Genomic DNA, 20,392 nt, shown 5'->3' on the forward strand with positions numbered 1-20,392 from the left:
GTGAGCTCGCCCTTCCTCTACTTCGCCGGTGACCGGCTCTCGGGCGCCGAACTGGCGGCGGCCTGTCTGGATGGCCACCTCGTCGAGCTCGGCGAGGGGTACCTGCCCGCCGACGCGGTCGAGACGCCGGCGCTGCGTGCCGCCTCGCTGCAGCCGCTGATGTCGGACGCCTACGCCCTGACGCACCTGAGCGCCGCGTGGGTGCACGGGGCCCTGCCCGCCCCTCCCGGCCGGCACCGGGCCCATCGCGTGGACGGTCCCCGTCCGCACTACGTGATCAGCCGGCGGCTCACCCGTCACGATCAGCCGGTGCCGCGCTCCGATCTGATCCGCGCCGGCGGGGTCTGGGTGACCGCGGCCGGCCGGACGCTGGCCGATCTCGTGCGCGAGCCGTCCGATGTCCATCTGCAGGCCGCCCGGCTCATGCTCGCCGTCGGCGTCGTGCGGATCGAGGACGGCATCGGCTGGCTCGGCCGCGCCGGGCCGGTGCACAACAAGCGTCCCGCGCTGGCGCTGCTGCGCGCGTGGCTGCGCGGGCGGGAAGGGGTCAGCCCGACGTGACGCGATAGACGTCGTAGACGGCGTCGATACGCCGCACGGCGTTGAGCACCCGGTCCAGGTGCACCGTGTCGCCCATCTCGAACACGAAGCGGCTGAGCGCGAGTCGGTCGTCGCTCGTGGTGACCGTCGCCGACAGGATGTTCACGTGGTGCTCGCTGAGCACACGGGTCACGTCGCTGAGCAGGCCGGACCGGTCGAGCGCCTCGACCTGGATCTGCACGAGGAAGACGCTCTTGGTCGTGGGCGCCCATTCCACGTCGATCAGGCGCTCGGGGTCGGTCATGAGCGCCTTCACGTTCGTGCAGTCCGCCCGGTGCACCGAGACGCCGCTGCCGCGCGTGACGAACCCGACGATCTTGTCGCCCGGCACCGGTGTGCAGCACTTGGCCAGTTTGACGAGGATGTCGGGGGCCCCGCGCACGAGGATGCCCGAATCGCTGCCGCCCCGCGACGACCGCGGCTTGCCGCCGTGCGGCGGCAGTTCGATCGCGCCGGTGGCCGTCTCTTCGACGGTGACCAGCGCGGTCACCTTCTCGAGCACGGACTGCGTCGACACGTGTCCCTCGCCCACGGCCGCGTACAGCGCCGAGACGTCCTCGTACCGCAGCTGACGGGCGACCTCGGCGAACGAGTCCTGGCTCATCAGCCGCTGCAGCGGAAGGTTCTGCCGGCGCATCGCCCGGGCGATGGCCTCCTTGCCCTGTTCGATCGCCTCTTCGCGGCGCTCCTTCGTGAACCAGCCGCGGATCTTGCTGCGCGCGCGGGTGCTCTTGACGAAGCTCAGCCAGTCCTGGCTGGGCCCGGCATCCGGGTTCTTCGACGTGAAGACCTCGACGACGTCGCCGGAATGCAGCTCGGACTCCAGCGGCACGAGCCGCCCGTTGACCTTCGCGCCCATCGTGCGGTGACCGATCTCGGTGTGCACGGCGTACGCGAAGTCCACGGGCGTCGCCCCCGCCGGCAGCCCGATGACGCGCCCCTTCGGCGTGAAGACGTAGACCTCTTTCGCACCGATCTCGAACCGCAGGGAGTCCAGGAACTCCCCCGGGTCGGCGGTCTCGGCCTGCCAGTCCGAGATGCGGGCGAGCCAGGCCATGTCGGCGTCGACGGCGCGGCCGTCGACCTTGCCGCCGTTCATCCGCTCCTTGTACTTCCAGTGCGCGGCGACCCCGTACTCGGCCTGCTGGTTCATCTCGTGCGTGCGGATCTGGATCTCGACGGTGCGCCCGCCGGGGCCGATCACCGTGGTGTGCAGAGACTGGTAGAGGTTGAACTTCGGCGTGGCGATGTAGTCCTTGAACCGGCCCGGCAGCGGCGTCCAGCGGGCATGGATCGCCCCGAGGACCGCATAGCAGTCGCGCACCGTGTTCACGAGCACGCGAATGCCGATCAGGTCGTAGATGTCGTCGAACTCGCGTCCGCGCACGATCATCTTCTGGTACACCGAGTACAGCTGCTTCGGGCGGCCCTTGACCTGCCCGCGGATGCGCAGCTCGCGCAGGTCGGCCTCGACATCGTGGATCACGCTCTGCACGTACTGCTCGCGCTGCGGCGTGCGCTGCTTGACCAGGCTGTCGATCTCCGCGTACAGCTTCGGCTGCAGCACCGCGAACGACAGGTCCTCGAGTTCGGCCTTGATCGCCTGGATGCCGAGCCGGTGCGCCAGCGGCGCGTAGATCTCGAGCGTCTCGGTGGCCTTCTTCTTCGCCTTCTCGGGGGGAACGAACCCCCACGTGCGGGCATTGTGCAGGCGGTCGGCGAGCTTGATCAGCAGCACCCGGATGTCGCGCGACATCGCGACGATCATCTTGCGCACGGTCTCGGCCTGCGCGCTCTCGCCGTACTTGACCTTGTCGAGCTTGGTCACGCCGTCCACCAGCATCGCGACCTCGTCGCCGTACTCATGGGTGAGCCGGTCGAGGCTGTAGTCGGTGTCTTCGACGGTGTCGTGCAGCAGCGCCGCAGCCACGGCGCGTGGGCCGAGGCCGAGGTCGGCGAGGATCTGCGCGACCGCCAGCGGGTGAGTGATGTACGGCTCGCCGCTCTGGCGGGTCTGCCCCGTGTGCGCGGCATCCGCCGTCGCATAGGCGCGCTCGATGATCGACAGGTCGCCCTTGGGATGGTGGGCGCGCACCGTGCGGATCAGCTGCTCGACGTCGTCGCGGCGTGCCGCGCGCGAGAAGATCCGCGGCACGAGCCGGCGCAGAGACGAACTCTGGCCCGTGGAGGCGGTCTCGGTCATCGTCTGCGGCCCCCTCCCGTCGGATCCCGACAATCCTACGCCCGGGCCGGACCCCGCTTCGCCGGGCCCGGCTCGTTCACGTCGTCACGCCGTGAGGGCGCGTTCGCGCGCTTTGCGCACCTTCTTGTCCTGCGCCACGATCGCCGGCTCGGTCTGCCGGAACAGCGCGTACAGCGGGGACGCGACGAACAGCGTCGAGTAGGCCGCCACGATGATGCCCACGAAGATCGACAGCGAGATGTCGCTCAGGGTCTCAGCTCCCAGCCAGAACGCTCCCAGGAACAGGATCGCCCCTACGGGGAGGATCGCGATCACGGTCGTGTTGATCGAGCGCACCAGGGTCTGGTTCACCGCGAGGTTCACCGATTCACCGAAGGTGCGGTTCGTGCGCAGGCCGTGCTCCTTGTCCTCCGCGAGATTCTCGCGGATCTGGTCGAACACGACCGTCGTGTCGTACAGCGAGTACGCGAGGATCGTCAGGAACCCGATCACCGCTGCCGGCGAGATCTGGAACCCGGCGGCCGCATACACGCCGATCGTGATCACCAGCACGTCGACCAGGCCGATGATGGCCGCCGCCGACATCTTCCAGGTGCGGAAGTACAGCGCCAGGATCAGGAAGGTGAGGGCGAGGAAGATCGCGAGGCCCCACAGCGACTGCCGCGTGACGTCAGCACCCCAGGTCGGGCCGATGAAGGATGCCGCGACCTCCTTCACCTGCACGTCGTACGCCTTCGCCAGCGCCTCGGTGACGGCCTGCGTCTGCGACGACGTCATCTGGTCGGTCTGCACGCGCACGGAGTCGGAGCCGACGGTGGTCACCTTCGACGTGGCGCCCGGCACGATCTCGCCGACCACCCGCGTCGCGATGTTCTGGTTCGGATTCGACACGTTCGAGACCGTGAACTGCGATCCGCCGGTGAACTCGATGGAGAACTGGATCGGCCGCAGGAACGGCACCAGGGCGGAGCCGACGACCAGCACCGCCGCGATGATGAACCACAGCCGCCGCCGGCCGACGAATGGGAAGGACACCTTCCCGGAGTAGAGGTCGTTGCCGAACTGGCTCATGACGCCCATCAGCGATCAGCCCCCTTCTTCGCCGAGTCGGTTCTGGTGGTGTCGCCGCCGCCGTTCGCGCCGTTCGCGCCGATCTCGGCGGCGCGCTTGCGCTCCGCGATCGTCTGGCGGCGTTCTGCCTCGCCGCGCGAGCGTCCGGTGCGCCGAGCGGCGGGGCCGGCGCTCTCGAGGACCGGAGCACGGAACTGTGCACGACCGTGCGCGGCCGCGCCCAGCATGTCCGGATCCATGCCCGAGAAGCGATGCCCCTCGCCGAAGAACCGCGTACGCGCCACCAGCTGCATCATGGGGTGCGTGAACAGGATGAAGATCAGGATGTCGATGGCGGTGGTCGCGCCGAGGGTGAACGCGAAGCCCTTCACCGTCGCGTCGGCGAGGATGTACAGCACGACGGCGGCGAGGATGTTCACGGCCTTCGCGATGTAGATCGTCCGCTTCGCCAGGCTCCAGCCGTCCTCGACGGCCCCGGTGATCGTCTTGCCTTCTCGCAGCTGATCTCGTATTCGCTCGAAGTAGACGATGAACGAGTCCGCGGTGAATCCGATCGTGACGATCAGACCCGCGACGCCGGCCAGCGACAGTCGGAACCCCATGCGCCACGAGAGGATGCACAGCAGCAGGTACGTGATCACACCCATCACGCCGAGGGATGCGACGATGACGAACCCGAGTGCGCGATACGAGATCAGCGAGTACAGGGCCACGAGCGCGAGACCGATCAGACCCGTGATCAGACCGATCTGCAGCTGCTGCGACCCGAGGGTCGCCGAGATGGTGGTCGAGCTGACCGCCTTGAAGCTCAGCGGCAGCGCGCCGTACTTCAGCTGATCGGCCAGCGCCTTGGCGCTCTCCTGGGTGAAGTTGCCCGAGATCGACGGGTTGCCGTCGGTGATCACGGCCTGCATGCGCGGTGCCGAGATCACCTTGCCGTCCAGCACGAAGGCGAACTGGTCGCGCGGCGACTGGCTCTGCAGGGCGTACAGCCGGGTGCTCACGTCGGCGAAGATCCGCGCCCCGTTCGCGTTGAACTTCAGCAGGACCTCCCACTGCCCGTTCTGCGGGTTCTGTCCGGAACTCGCGTCCTGGATCAGCGAGCCGTCCAGATAGATCTGCTTGCCGTTGATGTCCTGACTCTCGACCGGGCCGAGGATGTACTTCGCCGAGTTGTCGGATTCGCAGGTGATCAGCGGCTGGTCCTTCGGCGCCTCCGCCGGATCGTTGTTCTTGTCTCCGCAGTTGTAGGCGAGGAACTGCGCCTGCAGCTTGGGCGTGATCCAGCTCGGGTCGCTGCCGTTGCTGGGCGACGCCGTCGGAGTCGCACGCAGCGTGGGGGCAGGCGTCGGGTACGGCGTCTGCTTGCCGTTGTCACCGACGAAGGTCGTGGCGGGGTTCCCGGCGAACAGCACAGCGCGCAGCTGCAGCTGGGCGGCCGCCTCGATCCGCTGGCGGGTCGCCTCATCGACCACACCGGGCACCTGGACGACGATCTGGTTGCCGGACTGGGTGCCGATGTCGGACTCGCCGACGCCCGACGCATCCACGCGCTGACGGATGATGGCCGTGGCCTGGTCCATCTGGTCCGAGGTGGGTGCGGCCCCGCTGGCGGTCTGCGCCTGGAGGATGATCTGCGTGCCGCCCTGCAGGTCGAGTCCGAGCTCCGGCAGCCAGGACGCTTCTTTGACGCCCCAGACACCGAGGGATGTGATGCCGAACATCACGGCGATCACGATGAGAAGGCCCAGCAGCGCACGCCAGGCGTGCCGGACAGGGGTGGATGTGGCCACGGAGGGTCAGCTTTCTCGCGGAGCGAAGCCCGATCAGGCTTCGGAGTCGTCCTTCTTGTCGTCCTCTGCGCGCAGGCGCGCGGCCGTCTCGTCAGCCGACTCCACGTGCGGCTCGGCGGAGGTCGCGCCGCCGACGGCCGGGGCGTCCTCGACGGGGGCCGCATCCTTGGGCTCGACGACGCGCAGGATGGCCTGGCTGTGCACCTTGATGTCGACGCCGGGCGCGATCTCCACGACGGCGGGCTGGTCGAGGTTGTCGGGGTCGTACGACACGATCGTGCCGTACAGGCCTCCCTGCAGAAGGACTTCGGCTCCCGGGACGGTCTGGCGCGCCTTGGCCTCCTGCTCCGCCTTCTGCTTCGCCATGCGGCGACGAGAGCTCCAGAACATGAAGACGAGAAGGACCACCAGGAGGATGATCAGACCGTACTGGGAGAAGAACTGTGCAAGGTTCATGGGGCGCAGGGCACCTTTCGATGGGGCGCGCCACGGCGGCGCTGCCTTGAGTGTCGGGGGAAAAGCCTTCAGCGATTATAGGTCATCGAGGTCCAGCGCCCCGTCGGTCCGCCGCACGCCGAGGTGCGCGTAGGCCGCGGGGGTCGCGATACGGCCGCGCGGGGTGCGGCCCATGAAGCCGATCCGCACAAGGTACGGCTCGACGACGGACTCGATCGTCTCGGCCTCCTCCCCCGCGGTCACCGCGAGGGTGTTCAGCCCGACCGGTCCGCCCTGGAAACGGTGGATGAGCGCGTCGAGCACGGCGCGGTCGAGCCGGTCCAGGCCGATCGCGTCGACGTCGTACAGATCGAGCGCGGCGTCCACGGTCGCCGTGTCGACCTCGCCGGTGCCCGACCCCGATCCGTTCACGATCACGTAGTCGCGCACCCGCCGCAGCAGACGATTCGCGATCCGCGGCGTGCCCCGGGAACGGCGGGCGATCTCGGCCCGCGCAGGCTTCGGCAGCGGTATGTCGAGCATGATCGCCGAGCGGGCGATGACCTGCTCGAGTTCGTCGGGCTCGTAGTACTCGAGGTGCGCGGTGAATCCGAAGCGGTCGCGCAGGGGGTTCGGGAGCAGACCCGAACGCGTGGTGGCGCCGACGAGCGTGAACGGGGCGAGGTCGAGGGGGATGCTGGTGGCTCCGGCGCCCTTGCCGACCATGATGTCGATGCGGAAGTCCTCCATCGCCAGGTACAGCATCTCTTCGGCCGAGCGGGCCATGCGGTGCACCTCGTCGATGAACAGCACCTCGCCGGGGGTCAGGCTGGACAGCAGCGCGGCAAGGTCGCCGGCGTGCTGGATGGCTGGACCGCTCGACATGCGCAGGGCTCGCCCGCTCTCGTGCGCGACGATCATCGCGAGGGTCGTCTTGCCCAGTCCCGGGGGGCCGGCCAGGAGGATGTGGTCGGCCGGACGCTGCTGGATCCGTGCCGCGTCCAGCAGCAGCTGCAGCTGGCCGCGCACCTTCTGCTGACCGACGAACTCCGCCAGCGACGACGGGCGCAGCGCGCCCTCGATGGCGAGCTCGGACTCGTCCTGCGCCTCGGCGTCGAGCTCAGCCACGGCCACCCTCTGTTCGAGCATCCTGGGTTCGAGCATCCTGTGTTCGGGCATCCTGGGTTCGGGCCGGCCCGAGCTGTGCCAGCGTCAGGCGCAGCAGCGCCGGCACCTGCGCCAGATCGGCGGCCGAGGCATCCCCCACCACCGTCTGCACCGCCTCGGCGGCGACCCGCTCGGTCCACCCGAGCCCGACCAGCGCGGCCACCACCTGCGTCGACACGCCCGACGACGCTGCGGGCGCGGCTGGAGACGCAGACACCGGAGAGGCGAGCTTGCCCGCCAGCTGCACCACGATGAGCTTCGCGGTCTTCGGACCGATGCCCGACACGCGCCGGAACGGCTTGTCGTCGTCGTCGGCGACCGCCTGCGCGATCTGGTCGACGTCCAGCGCCGACAGCACGCCGAGCGCCGATTTCGGCCCCACCCCGGTGACGCCGAGCAGGATGCCGAACAGCGCGCACTCTGCGCGATCGGCGAATCCGAACAGCGACAGCGCGTCCTCGCGGACGATGAGCGATGTGTGCAGCCGGATCTGCTCGCCCACCCGAGCCGACCGCGCGACGTCCGGCGTCACCGCGACCGTGAAGCCCATGCCGCCCACCAGCACCTCGACCGCGTCGGCTCCGGCGTGCAGCACGGTGCCGTGAAGGGAAGAGATCATGCCTCCACCCTAATCGCGACATCGGACGTTTGTTCGACCGACACGCTCGTCAGCGCCGCGCGAAGCGCTCCGCGTCGGCCCATGCTCGCTGGGCCGGCGTGAGGGCGGCCGAGCCCGTCGGCACCTGCGGTCCCCCGCCCCGCCAGGCGTGGCACAGCGCGAGGGCCAGGGCGTCGGCGGCGTCGGCGGGCTTGGGCAGCTCGTCGAGCCGCAGCACCCGGGCGACCATGGTCTGGACCTGCCGCTTGTCGGCATTGCCGTAGCCGGTGATCGCCGCTTTCACCTCGGTCGGAGTGTGGGTCGCGGCGGGGATCCCGTGCTCGGCCGCCAGCAGCAGTGCGATGCCGCTGGCCTGGGCCGTGCCCATCACGGTGTTGCGGTTGTTCTGCGCGAACACCCTCTCCACCGCCAGCACATCGGGCCGGTGCTCGTCCAGGACCAGCCTGATCCCGGCGGCGATCGCCGCCAGACGGCGTTCGATGCGGGCGTCGGCGGCCGAGCGCACGACCCCCACGTACACGAGCTTCGCAGAGCGGTCGGGCGCGACATCCACCACTCCCACACCGCACCGCGTCAGGCCCGGGTCGATTCCGAGCACGCGCAACCGTCTGCCCGTCACGGCGCCAGCCTACGGGCTGCCGTGTGACGCCCCGGGATGCCACGCCCTGCGCGGCCGCTCAGTCGTCGTTCTCGAGCTCGGCCTGCACCTCGGCCGACAGATCGACGTTGCTGTAGACGTTCTGCACGTCGTCGCTGTCTTCCAGCGCGTCGATGATGCGGAAGACCTTGCGGGCGACGTCGGCGTCGACCTCGACCTTCAGCGACGGCACGAATTCGACGTCCGCGGACTCGTAGTCCAGACCCGCCTCCTGCAGCGCCGAGCGCACGGCGACCATGTCGCCCGCTTCGGTCGTGACCTCGAACCCGTCCGGGTGCGGCTCGATCTCTTCGGCGCCGGCCTCCAGCGCCGCCATCATGACGTCGTCCTCGGTGGTGCCCTCGCCCGAGACGACGATCACGCCCTTGCGGGTGAAGTTGTACGACACGCTGCCGGGGTCGGCGAGGTTGCCGCCGTTGCGGCTGAGCGCCGTGCGCACCTCGGCCGCGGCGCGGTTCTTGTTGTCGGTGAGGCACTCGATCAGCAGGGCGACGCCGCCCGGGGCGTAGCCCTCGTACATGATCGTCTGGTAGTCGACCGACTCGCCCGAGATGCCCGCGCCGCGCTTGATGGCGCGGTCGATGTTGTCGTTGGGGACCGACGTCTTCTTGGCCTTCTGGACGGCGTCGTAGAGCGTGGGGTTGCCGGAGAGGTCGGCGCCGCCGATCTTCGCCGCGACTTCGATGTTCTTGATGAGCTTGGCGAACGACTTGGCACGACGCGCGTCGATGACGGCCTTCTTGTGCTTGGTCGTCGCCCACTTGGAGTGGCCGGACATGCCTTCCAGTCTACGGACTGTCAGCCGAGCATCTTCCGCACGGTCCGCAGATTGCGCGTCGTGGTGCCGCTCTTGAACCCGCCGCGGGCCAGGACGCGGGCGACGGGGGAATCCGTGGACGTGCCCACCGCCGCCTGCCAATACACGACGCCGTCGCCGGCGGCGACCGGCTCGTCGGCGCCGGCGACGGTGCGAACGGCGTCCCACACGGCGTCGCGGATGGCCTCGTCGGCGCAGAAGACCACGTACGGGTGGCGTGCGACGTCCCCGGCGTCGAAGGGGAAGGATGCCGCGACCCGCGCGAGCTCGTCGACGGTGACGAGGATGATCCAGGCGTCGTAGCCGAACCGTTCGCGCAAGGCCGCCTCGATGCGCCGCTTCCACTCCTCACGCGTGCCCGCCGCACTGAACAGCACGTTGCCGCTGGCCAGCACCGTGCGTACGGACCGCGCGCCGAGCCCGTCGAACAGCTCGCGCAGCGCGGCGCGCTTGACGGTGATGCCGCCGACGTTCACGCCGCGCAGCAGCGCCGCCCATCGCGTCTGGTCGCCCGTGTCGGTCATGGTCCGAGCGTACGGCGGGTCACCGACGCTGTGCGGTCTCGAGCAGCAGGCGGTGGAAGCGCGTCTCGCCGTTCATCTCCGGGTGGAACGAGGTGCCGATCAGGTTGCCCGAGCGCACCGCGACCACGGTGCCGTCCGGCAGCGCGGCGAGGGTCTCGACGCCCGGACCGACATGCTCGACGAGGGGTGCGCGGATGAACACGGCGTGCACCGGCTCAGTGCCCACGGCGGGCACGTCCAGGTCGATCTCGAACGACTCCACCTGGCTGCCGAACGCGTTGCGCCGCACCGTGACGTCGAGGCCGCCGAGCGTCTGCTGGCCCACGATCGCGTCGGTGATGCGGTCGGCGAGCATGATCAGACCGGCGCAGGTGCCGTAGACCGGCAGTCCCGCCGCGATCGCGTCGCGCAGCGGCTGCTGCAGCCCGAACGAGCGCGACAGCTTGTCCATGACGCTGGATTCGCCGCCCGGGATCACCAACCCGTGGACGGCGGCCAGCTCGTCGGGCCGGCGCACCAGGACGACCTCGGCGCCCAGACCGGCGAGGATGTGCGCGTGCTCGCGCACATCCCCCTGCAGGGCGAGGACGCCGAGCCGCGTGCTACCAGCCACGTTCGGCGAGGCGGTGCGGGGCGGCGAGGTCGGCGACGTTGATGCCGACCATGGCCTCGCCGAGCCCGCGCGAGACGTCGGCGATGACCTTGGCGTCGTCGTAGAACGTGGTGGCCTTCACGATCGCCGCGGCCCGCGCGGCGGGATCGCCCGACTTGAAGATGCCCGAGCCGACGAACACGCCGTCGGCGCCCAGCTGCATCATCATCGCGGCGTCGGCGGGAGTGGCCACTCCCCCGGCCACGAACAGCACGACCGGCAGCTTGCCGGTGGCGGCGACCTCGGCGACCAGCTCGTACGGGGCCTGCAGCTCCTTGGCGGCGACGTACAGCTCGTCCTTGGTCATCGAGCGCAGCTGGTTGATCTCGCCCGAGATCTTGCGGATGTGCTTCGTGGCCTCGGACACGTCGCCGGTGCCCGCCTCGCCCTTGGAGCGGATCATCGCCGCCCCCTCGTTGATGCGCCGCAGCGCCTCGCCGAGGTTCGTCGCGCCGCACACGAACGGCACGGTGAAGTTCCATTTGTCGATGTGGTTGACGTAGTCGGCCGGCGAGAGCACCTCGGACTCGTCGATGTAGTCCACGCCCAGTTCCTGCAGCACCTGCGCCTCGACGAAGTGTCCGATGCGGGCCTTGGCCATCACCGGGATCGACACGGCGTCGATGATGCCGTCGATGAGATCGGGGTCGCTCATGCGGGCGACGCCTCCCTGCGCGCGGATGTCGGCGGGCACACGCTCGAGGGCCATGACCGCGACGGCCCCGGCATCCTCTGCGATCTTCGCCTGGTCGGCGGTGACGACGTCCATGATCACGCCGCCCTTGAGCATCTCGGCAAGTCCGCGCTTGACCCGGGCGGTTCCGGCGGTACGAGAGTCGTCAGCCACGATGACACCTTTCCTCAACTATGCCAACGCCGTTCATTGGCCTATGCCAAAAGATATCATGACCGCGTACAGTCATTGCAGGAGGTGTCATGACGATTCCGATCACCGGCGCGACCGCCGCCGACATCGCCGAGAGCATCCGCGATCTGCGCGATCGCGCGACCCTCGCGCCGGGCGATCTGCTGCCGCCGGTGCGCACGCTCGCCGCGCACCTGGGCGTCAATCGCAACACCGTCATGGCCGCGTACCGCCAGCTCACCCAGGCCGGCCTTGTCGAGACCCTGGGCCGCGGCGGAACGCGCATCGCCGATCCCACGCCCGTCCCTCAAGACGGCTACGCGCAGGGCAGCGTGCTGCGCGACATCGGCACCGGCAATCCCGACCCCACACTCATTCCGTCGCCCGAACGGGCGCTGCCGGCCGTTGTCGGCCGTCCCGTGCTCTACGGCGAGCCGGTGATCGACGAGGGACTGGCGGTCTGGGCGCACGACTGGATGGCACCCGACGTCGCACCGTCATCCTTCCGCCTGACGGTGACGTCGGGGGCGGTCGACGCCGTCGAGCGGCTGCTCGCGGGCGCGCTGACCCGCGACGACGCGGTGGCCCTGGAGGACCCCTGCTGGCTCGCCGGCATGCAGACCGTGCGGCTGGGCGGCTACCGCGCCGTCGCGGTGCCGACCGACGCCGAGGGCATGACCGTGGCAGGGCTCGAGGCGGCGCTGGCGCAGGGCGTGCGTGCCGTCGTGTGCACGCCGCGCGCGCAGAACCCGACCGGCGCGAGCGTGTCTGCACGCCGTGCCCGTCAGCTGCGCGAGGTGCTCCGCGAGCACCCGTACGTGCTCGTCATCGAAGACGATCACTTCTCGCTGCTGTCGCGGCATCCCTTCCACAGCATCGTCGGCCCCGACCACCGCCGGTTCGCCCTCGTGCGCTCGGTCTCGAAGTTCCTCGGGCCCGACATGTGCCTCGCCGTCACGGCGACCGACCCGCACACCGCCGACCGGCTGGCCCTGCGCCTGAGCCCCGGCACGACCTGGGTCAGCCACCTGCTGCAGCGCCTCGCGCACGCGCAGCTGACCGACGCCGCCGTCCGCGACCGGATCGCGCAGGCGGGCATCCATTACGCCGAGCGCAATGCGGCGTTCGCCGCGCGGCTGATCGCGCGGGGGGTGGATGCCGCAGCCGGCGACGGACTGAACCTCTGGCTGCGCACGCCCGGCGGTGCAGCGGCCGCCTCGGCGAGCCTCATGCGGCGCGGGTGGCTGGCCCGCACCGGCGACGAGTTCCGGCTGGGCGGTGCGCCCTCGCCGCATCTGCGGCTGACCGTGCACGATCTGGACGACGTCGAGGCGGACCGGCTGGCAGACGACCTCGCTGCGGCGCTCCGGCACTGACGGGTGAGGCGGACGCCCGGGTCGTCACGGACGCCCGCCCGCAAGATGGGATGATCGATCGGTGAACATCCTCTCCATCCAGTCCGCCGTCGCCTACGGTCACGTCGGCAACTCGGCCGCCGTGTTCCCGCTGCAGCGCATCGGCGTCGAGGTACTGCCGATCTACACCGTCAACTTCTCGAACCACACCGGGTACGGTGCGTGGCGCGGCCCGATGATCAGCCCCGACGACGTGCGCGATGTGATCACCGGCGTCCAGGAGCGCGGAGCGCTCGGCGAGGTGGATGTCGTGCTCAGCGGCTATCAGGGCGGCGAGGGCATCGCCGACGTCATCCTCGACGCCGTCGCCCGGGTGAAGGCCGCGAACCCCGCAGCCGTGTATGCGTGCGACCCCGTGATGGGCAACGCGAGGTCGGGGTGCTTCGTCGCCCCGGCGATTCCCGACCTGCTGCGCGACCGGGTGGTCCCCGCCGCCGACATCATCACGCCGAACCAGTTCGAGCTCGGCTACCTCACCCGGACCGAGCCGGCCGATCTGGACAGCACGCTCGCCTCGGCCGACGCCGCCCGCGCCATGGGGCCGCGGACCGTGCTCGTCACGAGCGTCGAGCGGCCCGACCGTCCCGCCGGCACGATCGAGATGCTCGCCGTCGACGACGAGGGCGCGTGGATCGTGCAGACCCCGTTGCATCCGCTGAAGGCCAACGGCTCGGGCGACGTCACCGCCGCCCTGTTCACCGCGCACTACCGCGCAACCGGCAGCGCGGCCCAGGCCCTGGCCCGCACGACGTCGAGCGTGTGGGATCTGCTGCGGCTCACCCACGAGTCGGGCCGGCGCGAGCTGCAGCTCGTCGAGGCGCAGGATTTCTACGCGCAGCCGCGCATGCAGTTCGAGGTCACCCAGGTCCGCTGACGCCAGGTCCGAGGTCCCAGGTCTCTGAGATCCTCACCAGGCATCGGCGACGGCCTGGCGCACCTCGCCCAGCAGCTGCGGCAGCGCCTTCGTCTTCGCGATGATCGGAAAGAAGTTGGCGTCCGTGTCCCAGCGGGGCACGATGTGCTGGTGCAGGTGCTCGTCGACGCCGGCGCCGGCGACCCGGCCCTGGTTCATGCCGATGTTGAACCCGTCGCATCGCGACACCGCCCGCAGCACCTGCATCGCGTGCTGCGTGATGGCGCCGATCTCGGCGACCTCCTCGGCGGTGGCGTCGTCGTACGTCGCGATGTGCCGGTAGGGGCACACCAGCAGGTGGCCGGAGTTGTAGGGGAACAGGTTCAGCAGCGCGAAGGCGACCTTGCCGCGGTGGACGATCAGACCGCCTTCGTCGCTCTTGTGCGGCGCCGCGCAGAACGGGCAGTCCGCGCGCATCGCCTCGGCACCGGCCTGGATGTACACCATCCGGTGCGGAGTCCACAGCCGCTGGAACCCGTCCGGCACGCCGGGCAGATCGCTCGCGGCGACCAGCCCGTCGTCGGCTGCGACATCCTCAGCCATCAGGCCAGGTCCGCATCGGTGTTGACCAGGCTCTTGCCGTCGATCGCGGCGCGGATCAGGCGCACGGCCTCCTGGACGGGCACGCCGTTGCGCTGCGACCCGTCGCGGAAGCGGAATGAGACGGCCCCGGCCGCCCGGTCCTGCTCACCGGCGATGAGCTGGAACGGCACCTTCTGCGTGGTGTGCGTGCGGATCTTCTTCTGCATGCGGTCGTCGCTGTGGTCGACCTCGGCGCGCACGCCCGCGGCACGCAGCCGTGCGATCACGTCGTCGAGGTAGTCCGCATACTCCTCGGCGACGGGGATGCCGACGACCTGCACCGGCGACAGCCACACCGGGAACGCCCCGGCGTAGTGCTCGAGCAGGATCGCGAAGAACCGCTCGATCGAGCCGAACAGGGCCCGGTGGATCATCACCGGGCGGTGCTTCTCGCCGTCCGATCCGGTGTACTCCAGCCCGAACCTCTCGGGCAGGTTCGGGTCGACCTGCACGGTGGACAGCTGCCAGGTGCGGCCGATCGCGTCTCGGGTCTTCAGGTCGATCTTCGGGCCGTAGAACGCGGCCTCACCGGGCACCTCGGTGAGCTTCAGCCCCGAGGCCACCGCGACGTTGCGCAGCGCGTTCGTCGAGTACTCCCAGAACTCGTCCGAGCCGATCCACTTCGACTTCTCGTCGTCGCGCATCGACAGCTCGAGCTCGAAGTCGTCCAGGCCGAAGTCGCGCAGCATCGAGATCACGAACTCGAGCACGTGCGTCGCCTCGGTCTCGAGCTGCTCGGGCATCACGAACAGGTGCGAGTCGTCCTGTGTGAACCCGCGCACACGGGTCAGGCCGTGCAGCGCACCCGAGAGCTCGTTGCGGTACACCGTGCCGTTCTCGGCGAGCCGCAGCGGCAGGTCGCGGTAGCTGCGCGCACGCTCCTTGTAGATGAGGATGTGCATCGGGCAGTTCATCGGCTTCAGGTAGTAGTCGGAGCCGTGCTTGATGATCTCGCCGTCCTCGCCGCGCTCCTCGTCCATGCGGATGGGCGGGAACATGCCCTCCCGGTAGGTCACCAGGTGATTGGACTGGAGGAAGAGGTCCTCCTTGGCGATGTGCGGCGTGTACACGTAGGTGTACCCGGCCTCGATGTGCCGGCGGCGCGCGTGCTGTTCCATCTCGCCGCGCACGATGCCGCCCTTGGGGTGCCACACCGACAGGCCCGATCCGATCTCGTCCGGGAACGAGAAGAGGTCGAGCTCCTTGCCCAGGCGCCGGTGGTCGCGCTTGGCGGCCTCTTCGAGGCGCTGCTGATACGCCCGCAGCTCATCCTTCGTCGGCCAGGCGGTGCCGTAGATGCGCTGCAGCTGGGGGTTCTTCTCGCTGCCCCGCCAGTACGCTCCGGCCACGCGCGACAGGGCCCAGCCGTTGCCGATCACGCGGGTGCTGGGCAGGTGCGGCCCGCGGCACAGGTCCTTCCAGACCGTCTCGCCGTCGCGGTCCACGTTGTCATAGATCGTGAGCTCGCCGGCGCCGACCTCGACACTGGCGCCCTCGGTCTTGGCCGCTCCCGGGCCCTTCAGCCCGATGAGCTCGAGCTTGAACGGCTCATCGGCCAGCTCCGCACGGGCCTCGTCGTCGCTGACGACGCGGCGCACGAACCGCTGCCCCTCGCGGACGATGCGCTGCATCTCTTTGTCGATGGCCTTGAGGTCGTCGGGCGTGAACGGCTCTGCGGTGCCGAAGTCGTAGTAGAAGCCGTCCGTGATCGGCGGCCCGATGCCGAGGTTCGTCTGCGGACGGATGCGCTGGACGGCCTGGGCCAGCACGTGCGCGGTCGAGTGCCGCAGGATGTTGAGTCCGTCGAGGCTGTCGATCGTCACCGGTTCGACGATGTCGGATGCCTCGACCTTCGCGGCGAGGTCCTTCAGGTCGCCGTTCACGCGCATCGCGACGACGGCGCGGTCAGAGAAGAGGGCGAATCCGTCGACGGGGTACGAGACGTCCGACGGAATGGTGAGGTCGGTCACGGGAGTTCTCCAGGAGGAATGGCTCGGATGGCTCAGCTTCGCAACGCACGAGGCGTGCTGCCCGCTCGGGCCTAGAGCGTTCGCCGCGGACGCACGGGTACGACGGCCGGGCGGTTCCAGACGACAAGCTCCATGCCGTCGAGTCTAGTCGCGCCCCACCGGCGCCTCAGGCGACGGTCAGATCGACCTGGATCTCGCTCGCGAGCTGCTCGAGCCGGACGACGACGTCCGATAGGGCGGTGCCGTCCGCGGCGCGGGCGGTCACGCTCGCCTCGAACAGTTCGCCGCCGGCCATGGGCGCTGCGGTGGTGCGGCTCGTGAACCGGTCGATCGTCAGCCCGCCGGCGACGAGTGCGTGTGTGACGTCGCGCACGATCCCCGGGCGGTCGTTGCCGAGGACGGTGAACGTCACCCGCTCCCCCGCCGCGGGAGCGGCGTCGGCCCGGCCGCGATACGGGGTGATGTTCAGCAGCCCGCTCATCTCGCCCAGCGCACCGGTGAGCGCGTCCGCCCGGTCGTCGGACACCTCGACCAGGACGATGCCGGCGAACGCCCCGGCGAGTTCGGCCAGTTCGCTGCGGGCCCAGTTGCCGCCGTGTTCGGCGATCAGGTCGGCGAGCTGCTGGACGAGGCCGGCGCGGTCGTCGCCGACCACGGTGAGCACGAGGTGAGCCATGAACCCGAGCCTACGTCGTCGACGTGCCGGCGGCGACGGGCGCGCCTGGACCGACGCTGCATCCGGTCAGGTGTGCACCGGCGTGCGCTGCTCTGCAGAGGCTTCGACCTCGGCCGGCTTCGTCGTCGTCGCGGCATCAGACGGCGGCTCCGGCCGAGCGGGCGTCGCACGCTTGCGCACGAAGCGGGCCAGATGATGGGCGGGGCGCTCGGCCACGAGCCAGAACAGCCACGCCACCAGCACCGCCAGCGGCACAGCCGTCAGCAGCGTCCACGGCATCGCGTCCGTCACGTTCGCCATGAGGATCACGATCGGCTCGTGGATGAGGTACAGGCTGAACGAGATCGCGCCGAGCCAGGCGACCGGCCGCCACGTGAGCACGTGCCGGAGCGTGTCGCAGTGCACCGCGGCGACCACCAGGATCCCGGCGCCGGCGACGATCGGCGCCTGCGCGAGCGTGACGGCGGCGGGGTGGCCGAGGGGAGCCAGCAGCAGCCAGTGCATGCTGAGCATGATCGCGGCGAGCACCAGCACGCCGCTCCAGACCAGCCAGCCCAGGCGCCGGGTCGCGCGTTCGACGACGGCCGAGATGCGGTCCCACATCCCTTCTATCGCCACGCCGACGCCGAAGATCGGCAGGTACTGCAGCGACGCGACGTCCTGACTGGCGCCGATGGTCGACGCGACGATGCAGGCCAGCCCCAGCATCCATGCCGGAATCAGCCGGGCGAAGTAGGCAGCCACCGGCAGCAGCAGCGAGAAGATGACCTCCCACCGCAGCGTCCACAACGGCGAGACGACGCCGGACGTGCCGCCGAGCAGCGTCAGATCCTGCAGGATGTCGTGCACGGGATAGCCGGTTGTGCGCCCCGTGAGCCAGGGGCTCGGCGGCGCACCGTTGTGCGGGAGGAGCAGGATCGCGAAGGCGAACGCGACCGCGGCGATCACCGGGACGTACAGGCGAAGGATGCGCGAGGGGAAGTACGCGAACCAGTCGAACGAGCGGGAGCGGACCGCCCTTGCCAGCACGAAGCCCGACAGCACGAAGAACACCACCACGGCCTCGGCGCCACCCCACAGCAGGTGCAGCGGCGTGTAGACCATCGCGATCCGCAGCGGGTTCTCGGGGACGTTGCCGCCGTAGTATGCGGCGGCGTAGGACGGCGAGACGAGAAGCGCGTGGTGGACCACCACGACAAGCGCCGCGATGCCGCGGAGCCCATCGAGAGCGGACAGTCGTGTAGCTGCTGGCATCTCTTCGACGTTACGAACCCGTTATGCAAGGCGGCTGAGGATCGGGGGGTTGTGAGAGGAATCTCATTGCCGGCGAAGTCGGCCGAGACGCAGAAAACCCCCGGCGAACCAGGGGTTTCGGTCAGTGCGCGATACTGGGATCGAACCAGTGACCTCTTCCGTGTCAGGGAAGCGCGCTACCGCTGCGCCAATCGCGCCTGTACAGGCTTTTCACTTGTCTGTGCGGACTTGCGGCCGCGAGTGGAGGTGGCGACGGGATTCGAACCCGTGTAAACGGCTTTGCAGGCCGGTGCCTAGCCTCTCGGCCACGCCACCGCGTGGTTCGAACCCCACGGCGTGCTCCCCGGAAGGGAACCCCGCACTCGAGCGGATGACGAGACTCGAACTCGCGACCCTCACCTTGGCAAGGTGATGCGCTACCAACTGCGCTACATCCGCATTTTCGCGACCGGATCTCTCCGGCGCAGATACGACTCTAACTGATTCCGACCGTCACGCAAAACCGGCTGCAGGCCGCGCGTGTCATGCCCGTTCGGTTCGGCGAGGCCGCCGAGATCGGGTAGAGTCTTCTCGCAGCCGTTCGCGGCCGCGGGCGATTGGCGCAGTTGGTAGCGCGCTTCCTTCACACGGAAGAGGTCGTCGGTTCGAGTCCGGCATCGCCCACAGAGAAAGCCTCCGTCGATCGGGGGCTTTTTGGGTTCTGATCGGGCTTGCATCGTGCGCATCGATGCGCCGCTCACCGCACGAGTGCGCACACGAGCGCCGCGACCGACAGCGCGAAGAACAGCAGAGGCGACGGCAGGCTCTTGTAGGCGCGGGCTCTCACATGCACTCCGAGCGCGACGGCGAAGAACAGCACCAGCCCGATGGCCGCCGCGACACCCACCGCCGCAAAGCCCAGGAGACCTGCGGTGAGACCGATGGCACCGGCGGCCTGCAGTGCGGCGAAGACGGGGATGCCGGACTCGGGCAGTTCGACGTCGCCGAGATTGGCGATGATGAATCGCGCGCGGGCGAACGTGGCGGCTGCGACCAGCGCGTTGGCAGAGATCGCGATGATGGTGATGACGACAGAGATCATGATCGTCCCCTCGTGCTGCGGGAGCGGAGCTCGCTCCCCTGAAGCCTTGACGACGTAGCCTGAGCGAACGTGAGGTCGGCGGTCGGACGATGCCTCCCCTCACATCCGGCTCGGTCGTTTCGTCATGCTTGCGGGGGACTATGCGGACAGGAGGTCGCCGATGACGGATGAAGCCGATCGCGGCATGCTGATCAACGTCGCCTACCGGCTGCTGGGCTCTGTCGCAGAGGCGGAGGACGCCGTGCAGGACGCGTACGAGCGCTGGTACCGGCAACCCGATGAGCGCCGCCGCGAGATCGCCTCCCCCACCGCATGGCTGGTGACCGTCACGACGCGGATCTGCCTCGACATCCTCGGCTCTGCACGGGCGCGACGCGAGCGGTACGTCGGTCAGTGGCTGCCCGAGCCCGTCCCCGGCAACACCCGATGGACGAGCCAGGCGCCGATGATGCGCGCCGACGATCCGGCCGACCGCGTCTCGCTCGACGAATCACTGAGCATGGCGCTGCTGGTCGTGCTCGAGACGATGACGCCGGCCGAGCGGGTCGCGTTCGTGCTGCACGACGTCTTCAGCTACACGTTCGCCGAGATCGGCACGATCGTCGGCCGGTCGCCCCAGGCGTGCCGCCAGCTCGCGTCCGCGGCGCGACGGAGGGTGCGAGAAACGCGCAGCGAGCGCGCATCACCGCACGAGCACGAGCGCGTGGTGGGCGCGTTCAAGAACGCGCTCGAAACGGGTGACCTCGACGCACTCGTCGCCGTGCTCGATCCGAACGTGCTGGCGGTGCCCGACGGCGGCGGGCGTGTGCGTGCCGCGGTCGAGCCGCTGCATGGCGCCGAGGACATCGCACGCTACCTGCTGCAGCTGTACCGTCTGCAACCGGATCTCACCTTCCGCCTCACCACCGTCAACGGTCAGGTCGGGCTCGTCGGGCGCGACGGCGCCGGCAACACGCTGGCCATCGCCGCCGTCGAGGTCGCACGGGGTCTGATCCGAAGGCTCTGGGTCACCCGGAACCCGGACAAGCTCACGCGGTGGCCGGGCGTCGCCGTTCCCCCGCTGCCCTCGACCTCTCCGTCGTGAGCGGCTGAATCCT

General features: G+C 69.5%; 20 protein-coding genes and 4 tRNA genes. 5 read left to right on the forward strand and 19 right to left on the reverse strand.

Going from position 1 to position 20,392, the window contains the following annotated elements; genetic code table 11:
• Nucleotides 1–561: a hypothetical protein gene (locus AC3RX0_RS05845; protein ID WP_491504978.1), complete on the forward strand. Its 561-nt coding sequence runs from the start codon at nt 1–3 to the stop codon at nt 559–561.
• Here the strand turns inward: AC3RX0_RS05845 and AC3RX0_RS05850 are convergent.
• From AC3RX0_RS05850 to pdxS, 11 genes are all read right to left on the reverse strand, one after another.
• A complete protein-coding gene (locus AC3RX0_RS05850; RefSeq protein WP_491504979.1) occupies nt 548–2,803 on the reverse strand; it encodes a RelA/SpoT family protein in 2,256 nt (751 codons plus the stop codon). The two genes, AC3RX0_RS05845 and AC3RX0_RS05850, sit on opposite strands and share 14 nt — an antisense overlap.
• 84 nt (nt 2,804–2,887) lie before the next feature.
• Nucleotides 2,888–3,883 carry a protein translocase subunit SecF gene (secF, locus tag AC3RX0_RS05855; RefSeq protein ID WP_491504980.1) on the reverse strand — a complete coding sequence of 332 codons (996 nt, stop codon included), beginning with the start codon at nt 3,881–3,883 and terminating at the stop codon, nt 2,888–2,890.
• Nucleotides 3,883–5,667 carry a protein translocase subunit SecD gene (secD, locus tag AC3RX0_RS05860; protein ID WP_491504981.1) on the reverse strand — a complete coding sequence of 595 codons (1,785 nt, stop codon included), beginning with the start codon at nt 5,665–5,667 and terminating at the stop codon, nt 3,883–3,885. The genes secF and secD overlap by 1 nt, the downstream gene beginning before the upstream one ends.
• Nucleotides 5,668–5,700: 33 nt before the next feature.
• Nucleotides 5,701–6,123, reverse strand: coding sequence for a preprotein translocase subunit YajC (locus AC3RX0_RS05865; protein WP_491504982.1), 423 nt, complete (start codon nt 6,121–6,123; stop codon nt 5,701–5,703).
• Between the two features lie 75 nt (nt 6,124–6,198).
• The gene (gene ruvB, locus AC3RX0_RS05870; RefSeq protein ID WP_491504983.1) at nt 6,199–7,251 is read right to left on the reverse strand and encodes a Holliday junction branch migration DNA helicase RuvB; all 1,053 of its coding nucleotides are present in this window, start codon (nt 7,249–7,251) and stop codon (nt 6,199–6,201) included.
• Nucleotides 7,223–7,888 carry a Holliday junction branch migration protein RuvA gene (ruvA, locus tag AC3RX0_RS05875; protein ID WP_491504984.1) on the reverse strand — a complete coding sequence of 222 codons (666 nt, stop codon included), beginning with the start codon at nt 7,886–7,888 and terminating at the stop codon, nt 7,223–7,225. Before ruvA ends, ruvB begins: the two co-directional genes overlap by 29 nt.
• A gap of 49 nt (nt 7,889–7,937) precedes the next feature.
• On the reverse strand, nt 7,938–8,507 hold the full coding sequence (ruvC, locus tag AC3RX0_RS05880) for a crossover junction endodeoxyribonuclease RuvC (protein ID WP_491504985.1): 570 nt from the start codon (nt 8,505–8,507) through the stop codon (nt 7,938–7,940).
• Between the two features lie 58 nt (nt 8,508–8,565).
• Nucleotides 8,566–9,324 carry a YebC/PmpR family DNA-binding transcriptional regulator gene (locus AC3RX0_RS05885; RefSeq protein ID WP_491504986.1) on the reverse strand — a complete coding sequence of 253 codons (759 nt, stop codon included), beginning with the start codon at nt 9,322–9,324 and terminating at the stop codon, nt 8,566–8,568.
• Between the two features lie 20 nt (nt 9,325–9,344).
• Complete coding sequence (locus AC3RX0_RS05890) at nt 9,345–9,887, reverse strand: DUF1697 domain-containing protein (RefSeq protein ID WP_491504987.1); 543 nt, start codon at nt 9,885–9,887, stop codon at nt 9,345–9,347.
• 19 nt (nt 9,888–9,906) lie between these two features.
• On the reverse strand, nt 9,907–10,500 hold the full coding sequence (gene pdxT / locus AC3RX0_RS05895) for a pyridoxal 5'-phosphate synthase glutaminase subunit PdxT (RefSeq protein ID WP_491504988.1): 594 nt from the start codon (nt 10,498–10,500) through the stop codon (nt 9,907–9,909).
• Entirely contained in the window at nt 10,490–11,386 is an 897-nt protein-coding gene (pdxS, locus tag AC3RX0_RS05900) for a pyridoxal 5'-phosphate synthase lyase subunit PdxS (protein ID WP_491504989.1), read from the reverse strand. Before pdxS ends, pdxT begins: the two co-directional genes overlap by 11 nt.
• Before the next feature lie 89 nt (nt 11,387–11,475).
• On the opposite strand from pdxS, the gene AC3RX0_RS05905 reads away from it, so the two are divergent.
• A complete protein-coding gene (locus tag AC3RX0_RS05905; protein ID WP_491504990.1) occupies nt 11,476–12,780 on the forward strand; it encodes an aminotransferase class I/II-fold pyridoxal phosphate-dependent enzyme in 1,305 nt (434 codons plus the stop codon).
• 61 nt (nt 12,781–12,841) lie between these two features.
• Nucleotides 12,842–13,693 (forward strand): pyridoxal kinase PdxY, encoded by an 852-nt coding sequence (pdxY, locus tag AC3RX0_RS05910; RefSeq protein WP_491504991.1) that lies wholly within the window; start codon nt 12,842–12,844, stop codon nt 13,691–13,693.
• A 33-nt stretch (nt 13,694–13,726) separates the two neighbouring features.
• Here pdxY and AC3RX0_RS05915 read toward each other — a convergent pair whose 3' ends face one another.
• From AC3RX0_RS05915 to AC3RX0_RS05945, 7 genes are all read right to left on the reverse strand, one after another.
• Nucleotides 13,727–14,275, reverse strand: coding sequence for an HIT family protein (locus tag AC3RX0_RS05915; protein WP_491504992.1), 549 nt, complete (start codon nt 14,273–14,275; stop codon nt 13,727–13,729).
• The gene (thrS, locus tag AC3RX0_RS05920) at nt 14,275–16,203 is read right to left on the reverse strand and encodes a threonine--tRNA ligase (RefSeq protein WP_491505394.1); all 1,929 of its coding nucleotides are present in this window, start codon (nt 16,201–16,203) and stop codon (nt 14,275–14,277) included. The genes AC3RX0_RS05915 and thrS overlap by 1 nt, the downstream gene beginning before the upstream one ends.
• A 247-nt stretch (nt 16,204–16,450) precedes the next feature.
• Complete coding sequence (locus tag AC3RX0_RS05925) at nt 16,451–16,960, reverse strand: glycine cleavage system transcriptional repressor (protein WP_491504993.1); 510 nt, start codon at nt 16,958–16,960, stop codon at nt 16,451–16,453.
• A gap of 66 nt (nt 16,961–17,026) precedes the next feature.
• Nucleotides 17,027–18,214: an acyltransferase family protein gene (locus AC3RX0_RS05930; RefSeq protein ID WP_491504994.1), complete on the reverse strand. Its 1,188-nt coding sequence runs from the start codon at nt 18,212–18,214 to the stop codon at nt 17,027–17,029.
• Nucleotides 18,215–18,339: 125 nt separating this feature from the next.
• Nucleotides 18,340–18,411, reverse strand: a tRNA-Val gene (locus AC3RX0_RS05935).
• 44 nt (nt 18,412–18,455) lie between these two features.
• Nucleotides 18,456–18,529: transfer RNA gene (locus tag AC3RX0_RS05940), tRNA-Cys, on the reverse strand.
• A 50-nt stretch (nt 18,530–18,579) separates the two neighbouring features.
• Nucleotides 18,580–18,652, reverse strand: a tRNA-Gly gene (locus tag AC3RX0_RS05945).
• A 152-nt stretch (nt 18,653–18,804) separates the two neighbouring features.
• Here AC3RX0_RS05945 and AC3RX0_RS05950 point away from each other — a divergent pair.
• Nucleotides 18,805–18,877: transfer RNA gene (locus AC3RX0_RS05950), tRNA-Val, on the forward strand.
• Nucleotides 18,878–18,950: 73 nt separating this feature from the next.
• Here the strand turns inward: AC3RX0_RS05950 and AC3RX0_RS05955 are convergent.
• Complete coding sequence (locus tag AC3RX0_RS05955; protein WP_491504995.1) at nt 18,951–19,295, reverse strand: DoxX family protein; 345 nt, start codon at nt 19,293–19,295, stop codon at nt 18,951–18,953.
• A gap of 160 nt (nt 19,296–19,455) precedes the next feature.
• Here AC3RX0_RS05955 and sigJ point away from each other — a divergent pair, with 160 nt between their 5' ends.
• On the forward strand, nt 19,456–20,379 hold the full coding sequence (gene sigJ, locus AC3RX0_RS05960) for an RNA polymerase sigma factor SigJ (RefSeq protein WP_491504996.1): 924 nt from the start codon (nt 19,456–19,458) through the stop codon (nt 20,377–20,379).
• The last annotated feature ends 13 nt before the right edge of the window (nt 20,380–20,392 follow it).

The sequence above is a fragment of the Microbacterium sp. W1-4-2 genome, from assembly GCF_058349885.2.

Bases quoted from the DNA above. Each gene is read 5' to 3' on its own strand.
- AC3RX0_RS05850 (WP_491504979.1), bottom strand. From the start codon at position 2,803: ATGACCGAGACCGCCTCCACGGGCCAGAGTTCGTCTCTGCGCCGGCTC.
- secF (WP_491504980.1), bottom strand. From the start codon at position 3,883: ATGGGCGTCATGAGCCAGTTCGGCAACGACCTCTACTCCGGGAAGGTG.
- AC3RX0_RS05865 (WP_491504982.1), bottom strand. From the start codon at position 6,123: ATGAACCTTGCACAGTTCTTCTCCCAGTACGGTCTGATCATCCTCCTG.
- ruvB (WP_491504983.1), bottom strand. From the start codon at position 7,251: ATGCTCGAACAGAGGGTGGCCGTGGCTGAGCTCGACGCCGAGGCGCAG.
- ruvA (WP_491504984.1), bottom strand. From the start codon at position 7,888: ATGATCTCTTCCCTTCACGGCACCGTGCTGCACGCCGGAGCCGACGCG.
- AC3RX0_RS05885 (WP_491504986.1), bottom strand. From the start codon at position 9,324: ATGTCCGGCCACTCCAAGTGGGCGACGACCAAGCACAAGAAGGCCGTC.
- AC3RX0_RS05890 (WP_491504987.1), bottom strand. From the start codon at position 9,887: ATGACCGACACGGGCGACCAGACGCGATGGGCGGCGCTGCTGCGCGGC.
- AC3RX0_RS05905 (WP_491504990.1), top strand. From the start codon at position 11,476: ATGACGATTCCGATCACCGGCGCGACCGCCGCCGACATCGCCGAGAGC.
- AC3RX0_RS05915 (WP_491504992.1), bottom strand. From the start codon at position 14,275: ATGGCTGAGGATGTCGCAGCCGACGACGGGCTGGTCGCCGCGAGCGAT.
- thrS (WP_491505394.1), bottom strand. From the start codon at position 16,203: ATGCGCGTGAACGGCGACCTGAAGGACCTCGCCGCGAAGGTCGAGGCA.
- AC3RX0_RS05925 (WP_491504993.1), bottom strand. From the start codon at position 16,960: ATGGCTCACCTCGTGCTCACCGTGGTCGGCGACGACCGCGCCGGCCTC.
- AC3RX0_RS05930 (WP_491504994.1), bottom strand. From the start codon at position 18,214: ATGCCAGCAGCTACACGACTGTCCGCTCTCGATGGGCTCCGCGGCATC.
- AC3RX0_RS05955 (WP_491504995.1), bottom strand. From the start codon at position 19,295: ATGATCTCTGTCGTCATCACCATCATCGCGATCTCTGCCAACGCGCTG.
- sigJ (WP_491504996.1), top strand. From the start codon at position 19,456: ATGACGGATGAAGCCGATCGCGGCATGCTGATCAACGTCGCCTACCGG.